General features: G+C 71.9%; 6 protein-coding genes. 5 read left to right on the top strand and 1 reads right to left on the bottom strand.

Translation table 11 applies throughout. The features are described from left to right. Positions 1 to 190: 190 nt before the first annotated feature. Positions 191 to 547: a hypothetical protein gene (locus ACWGDE_RS36285; protein WP_453393341.1), complete on the top strand. Its 357-nt coding sequence runs from the start codon at positions 191 to 193 to the stop codon at positions 545 to 547. Next, positions 544 to 795 (top strand): hypothetical protein, encoded by a 252-nt coding sequence (locus ACWGDE_RS36280; protein WP_453393340.1) that lies wholly within the window; start codon positions 544 to 546, stop codon positions 793 to 795. Before ACWGDE_RS36285 ends, ACWGDE_RS36280 begins: the two co-directional genes overlap by 4 nt. A gap of 36 nt (positions 796 to 831) precedes the next feature. On the opposite strand, the gene ACWGDE_RS36275 is transcribed toward ACWGDE_RS36280, so the two are convergent. Continuing rightward, positions 832 to 2,499, bottom strand: a complete 1,668-nt coding sequence (locus tag ACWGDE_RS36275) for a fumarate hydratase (RefSeq protein WP_453393339.1) — start codon at positions 2,497 to 2,499, stop codon at positions 832 to 834. 150 nt (positions 2,500 to 2,649) lie between these two features. On the opposite strand from ACWGDE_RS36275, the gene ACWGDE_RS36270 reads away from it, so the two are divergent. From ACWGDE_RS36270 to ACWGDE_RS36260, 3 genes are all read left to right on the top strand, one after another. Continuing rightward, positions 2,650 to 3,336, top strand: a complete 687-nt coding sequence (locus ACWGDE_RS36270; protein WP_453393338.1) for a DUF1707 SHOCT-like domain-containing protein — start codon at positions 2,650 to 2,652, stop codon at positions 3,334 to 3,336. Positions 3,337 to 3,511: 175 nt separating this feature from the next. Then, positions 3,512 to 4,111: a TIGR03086 family metal-binding protein gene (locus ACWGDE_RS36265; protein WP_453393337.1), complete on the top strand. Its 600-nt coding sequence runs from the start codon at positions 3,512 to 3,514 to the stop codon at positions 4,109 to 4,111. A gap of 129 nt (positions 4,112 to 4,240) precedes the next feature. Continuing rightward, positions 4,241 to 4,615: a WhiB family transcriptional regulator gene (locus tag ACWGDE_RS36260; protein ID WP_453393336.1), complete on the top strand. Its 375-nt coding sequence runs from the start codon at positions 4,241 to 4,243 to the stop codon at positions 4,613 to 4,615. The last annotated feature ends 123 nt before the right edge of the window (positions 4,616 to 4,738 follow it).

Genomic DNA, 4,738 nt, shown 5'->3' with positions numbered 1-4,738 from the left:
GGCCGGGACTGCATGATTTTTGGCGCCCTCTGGTCGCTTCGGAGGGTTCGGGTCTTTGGCGTGCCACAAATCACGTTTTACGTCCCGGCCGACACCCCACCCCACCCCCGCCCCCTCCCGTACGCGCCGTGCTGGGGCCTTGTCTGTGGAGGAATGGATACGCTGGCCGGGGCACCCCTTGGAGGACACCGTGACCACACAGCCGGACCACGGCGCGGCGCTGATCCCGCGCCCTGAGCGCACGCCCGACGCCGTACGTGTCGCCCTCGCCCGGATCGCCCCGCACCGCTTGGCGGAGCTGGAGCAGCACAAGGAGAACGCGCTGGCCGCCGCCATCCGGAGCGGGAAGGTCGGGCACCTCACGCACTGGCTCGACTGGTGGATGCGCGAGGTCGAGATCGAGCGGCGTCCGGATCTCTTCGCTCGTCGCAATGACGCCCTGGCAGCCGTCCACCGCACGACCAGCAAGGATGATCCGGGCTTCCGCCCCGCCATGGACGAACTGGCTGCCGTCGAGGCCGAGGCCGCGCAGGCGGTGAATGAGTGAGCTGGAGCTGGGAATACGACCCCGGCGAGGAACACGTCGTCGGAGGAGCCCCGCCGGCCTTCGTGGTGGAAGTGGAGAAGGCCGCTGACGAGCTCGTACGCGCAGCGGAAGCGCTGTACCTCGACGGCACCGCCTACCGCGAGATGGGGCCGAAGGGTGCCGTGATGAACCTTGACGACGGCATGTTCGTCTACCTGATCATCCCCAGAAGCGAGTGCGTCTACATTCGCCAGGTGACCTACCTGTAACCGGGGCGGGCGCCCCGCCCCGGTTGCGGCGATTTGCTACGCGAGGCCCGGGCCGCGGACCGGGATGTGGGTGAACGTCGGTTCGGGGGCCGGGTTCTGGAAGAAGTCGTTGCCCTTGTCGTCGACCACGATGAAGGCCGGGAAGTCCTCGACCTCGATCTTCCAGACCGCTTCCATGCCGAGCTCCTCGTACTCCAGGACCTCGACCTTCTTGATGCAGTCCTGGGCCAGGCGCGCCGCCGGGCCGCCGATCGAGCCGAGGTAGAAGCCGCCGTGCGTGCCGCACGCGTCCGTCACCTGCTGGGAGCGGTTGCCCTTGGCCAGCATGACCTTGGAGCCGCCCGCCGCCTGGAACTGCTCGACGTACGAGTCCATGCGGCCGGCCGTGGTCGGGCCGAAGGAGCCGGAGGCGTAGCCCTCGGGGGTCTTCGCGGGGCCCGCGTAGTAGACCGGGTGGTCCTTGAGGTACTGCGGCATCTCCGCGCCGGAGTCCAGGAGTTCCTTGATCTTGGCGTGCGCGATGTCGCGCGCCACGACCAGCGGGCCGGTGAGGGAGAGGCGGGTCTTCACCGGGTGCTGGGTGAGGGTCGCGAGGATCGACTCCATCGGCTGGTTGAGGTCGATCGAGACCACGTCCGCGGAGTCGGAGAGGTGCTCGTCCGTGGTGTCCGGGAGGAAGCGGGCCGGGTCGCGCTCCAGCTGCTCCAGGAAGACGCCCTCGGCGGTGATCTTCGCGGTGGCCTGGCGGTCCGCCGAGCAGGACACGGCGATCGCGATGGGCAGCGAGGCGCCGTGGCGGGGGAGGCGGACCACGCGGACGTCGTGGCAGAAGTACTTGCCGCCGAACTGCGCGCCGATGCCGATCTTCTGGGTGAGTTCGAAGACCTGCTGTTCGAGGTCGAGATCGCGGAAGCCGTGGCCGAGGGGGGAGCCCTCGGTGGGGAGCTCGTCCAGGTAGTGGGCCGAGGCGTACTTCGCGGTCTTCAGGGCGTGCTCGGCCGAGGTGCCGCCGACCACGATCGCCAGGTGGTACGGCGGGCAGGCCGCGGTGCCGAGCGAGCGGATCTTCTCCTCCAGGAACTTCATCATGGAGGCCTCGTTGAGGACCGCCTTGGTCTCCTGGTAGAGGAAGGACTTGTTGGCGGAGCCGCCGCCCTTGGCCATGAAGAGGAACTTGTACGCGCCGCCGTCGGTCGCGTACAGCTCGATCTGCGCGGGCAGGTTCGAGCCGGTGTTCTTCTCCTCCCACATGGTGACCGGGGCCATCTGCGAGTAGCGCAGGTTCAGGCGGGTGTACGCGTCGTAGACACCGCGGGAGAGGGCCGCCTCGTCACCGCCCTCGGTGAGGACGTTCTGGCCGCGCTTGCACATGACGATCGCCGTGCCGGTGTCCTGGCACATCGGCAGGACGCCGGCCGCCGCGATGTTCGCGTTCTTGAGCAGGTCGAGGGCGACGAACTTGTCGTTCGAGGAGGCCTCGGGGTCGTCGATGATGCGGCGCAGCTGCGCGAGGTGCGCGGGGCGCAGGAAGTGCTGGATGTCGTGGATCGCCTCTTCGGCGAGCTTGCGCAGCGCCTCGGGCTCGACCTTGAGGAACGTACGGCCGTCGGCCTCGAAGGTGGAGACGCCTTCGGAGGTCACCAGCCGGTACGGGGTGGTGTCCTCGCCCAGGGGCAGCAGGTCGGTGTACGCAAACTCTGGCATGACGGCAGTCATTCCCTCACTCGGCAGACGGCGCTGGCGACCAATTGGCAGCGCGGTAACCAGCGTAGGACCTCCGCCGGGACCTTTGGTTGTGAGGTAAGGCTCACTGGGGAGTATCGCGATCTATCGTGTCTCGCTATGCTGGGAGGCGTGGACCTGGAAAAGCACCCCTCCGACCCCGCGCCCGTCCCCGTGCCCGCCGCCGGGCTGCGCGCCTCCGACGCGGACCGGGACCGGATCGCGCAGATCCTCTCCGACGCCCTCGCCGAGGGGCGGCTGACCTCGCAGGAGCACTCCGACCGCCTCGACTCGCTCTACGCCCTCAAGACGGTCGGCGAGCTGGACGTGCTCGTACGGGACCTGCCCGCGCCCGGCGGCACGCCCCGGCACGAGCCCTCGTACGCCGCCCCGGCCCCCGTGGGTCCCGCGGTGGGCGGTCCCGGCGAGACCGTGGTCGCGGTGTGCAGCAGTGCCTCCCGCAAGGGGCGCTGGCGCCCGGGCGCGCACACCCGCGCGGTCTCCGTCATGGGTGACATCACCATCGACCTCACCGAGGCCGTCTTCGAGCAGCAGGTCACCGAGGTCAACGTGACGTGCGTGCTGGGTAACGTGGAGATCGTGGTCCCGGAGAACGTGACGCTGCGCGGCTACGGCAGCGGGCTCCTCGGCAGCGTCGAGGTGGACGGTGCGGGCGGCGGCGGCGCGAGCGATCCGCACGCGCCGGTCGTGATCGTCCGCGCGTTCGCGCTGCTGGGCAACATCGAGGCCCGCCGCAAGCCCGGCGTGCGCCTGGTGGACCTGGCCCGCGGGGCCTCGCACCAGCGGCTGGAGGGGTAGGGCCCCGCTGGGTCCACCCCCGTCCCGTCCGGTCCTCCGGTTGGGCCGGTCCCGTCCGGTCGTCCCGTTCGGCCCGTCGCGTTCGGCCGTCCCGCACCGCCCGGAAGCGGCGACACGCGGGCAACGGGCCCTGGAATCCGGCCGGTTGGCCGGGGGGCGCCCTTAGGGTCGGCCCATGACCGCATCCAAGTGGGACCTGCTCGACCAGGCGTACGCCGCGCTGCGCGCGGTCGCCGATGCCCTGCCCGCCGACGCCCGGCGCAAGCCGACCCCGTGCGACCAGTGGAATGTCGGCCAAGTGCTCCAGCACGCGGCCGGCGACCAGCTCGCCTACGCCTCCCGCCTCACCGGCGGCCCCGGACCGGCCGAGGACCCCTTCGCCCCCACCGGCATCCTGGCCGGTACGCCCGCGGAGCTGCTGGAGCCGGCCCTCGAAGCCGCCGCCGAGGCCTTCGCCGGGGTGGAGCCGGGCACGGCAGAGGTCGCCGTCCCGTTGCCGCCGTTCACCCTCCCCGCCGAGACCGCCGTCGGCGCCGCCGCGCTGGACGCGGCCGTGCACGCCTGGGACATCGCGGTCGCCACCGGCCGGCAGTCCCCGCTGACCCCCGCCCTCGCCGCGGCCCTGCGACCGGCCGCGGAGGCGCTCGCCGAGCCCCTGCGCGGCTTCGCCTACGCCCCGGCGCTCACGCCCGCGCCCGATCCGGAGGCCGACCCGGCCGCTTCGCTGCTCGCCTTCCTGGGCCGCCGTGCCGACTGGACACCGCCGGCCGGGTGACGGCGCGGGGCGGCGTCACGTTTCGGTCGAACCGTCCGGATCGGAGGCACTCGGTGCATAGGGGCGCGCACAGCGGGTAGGGACAGGTGCATCGTCTCTCGCTCGCGTATACGTCGTCAGGAGTAGACCGTGCCGCATCCGCCGCGCCAGTCCCTGCAGGTAGCCGCCGTCCAGAGTCTTCAGGGGCGCCCGGCGGCGGCCGTGCCGAAGCCGCGGGTGCCGGCCAGGGAAGAGGACGGCCCATGGCACGCGGACGCGGTGTGCCGACGCGACGAGGCCGGACTGTTCTTCGCCCCCTCCAAGGAGCCGACCGCCGCCCGGCTGTCCCGTGAGGAGGCTGCCAAACGCGTCTGCGCCCGCTGCCCCGTCATGGTCGCCTGCCGGGAGCACGCGCTGCTCCAGCCCGAGCCGTACGGCGTCTGGGGCGGCCTCACGGCCGCCGAGCGCCGGGTGGTGCTGGCCCGGCGCCGCCGGCGGGCCGTGGAGCTGCGCGAAGCCTCGTAGGGCCGTCGAGCCGCATGCGTGAGGGGCGTTGCCCCCGCCCGCGGGAACGCCCCGCACGGGGGTGGCGTCCCCCTCCTACGGGGCGCGGGCGAAGTCGCAGGGGGTGGAGGCGGGGGGGATGGA

This window comes from Streptomyces sp. NPDC054956, assembly GCF_053609185.1.
Note: the sequence above shows the minus strand (reverse complement) of the source record. Positions and strands in the feature narration are given on the sequence as shown.

Excerpts from the sequence above, each read along its gene's own strand:
- ACWGDE_RS36275 (WP_453393339.1), bottom strand. The coding sequence starts at position 2,499 with ATGCCAGAGTTTGCGTACACCGACCTGCTGCCCCTGGGCGAGGACACC.
- ACWGDE_RS36265 (WP_453393337.1), top strand. The coding sequence starts at position 3,512 with ATGACCGCATCCAAGTGGGACCTGCTCGACCAGGCGTACGCCGCGCTG.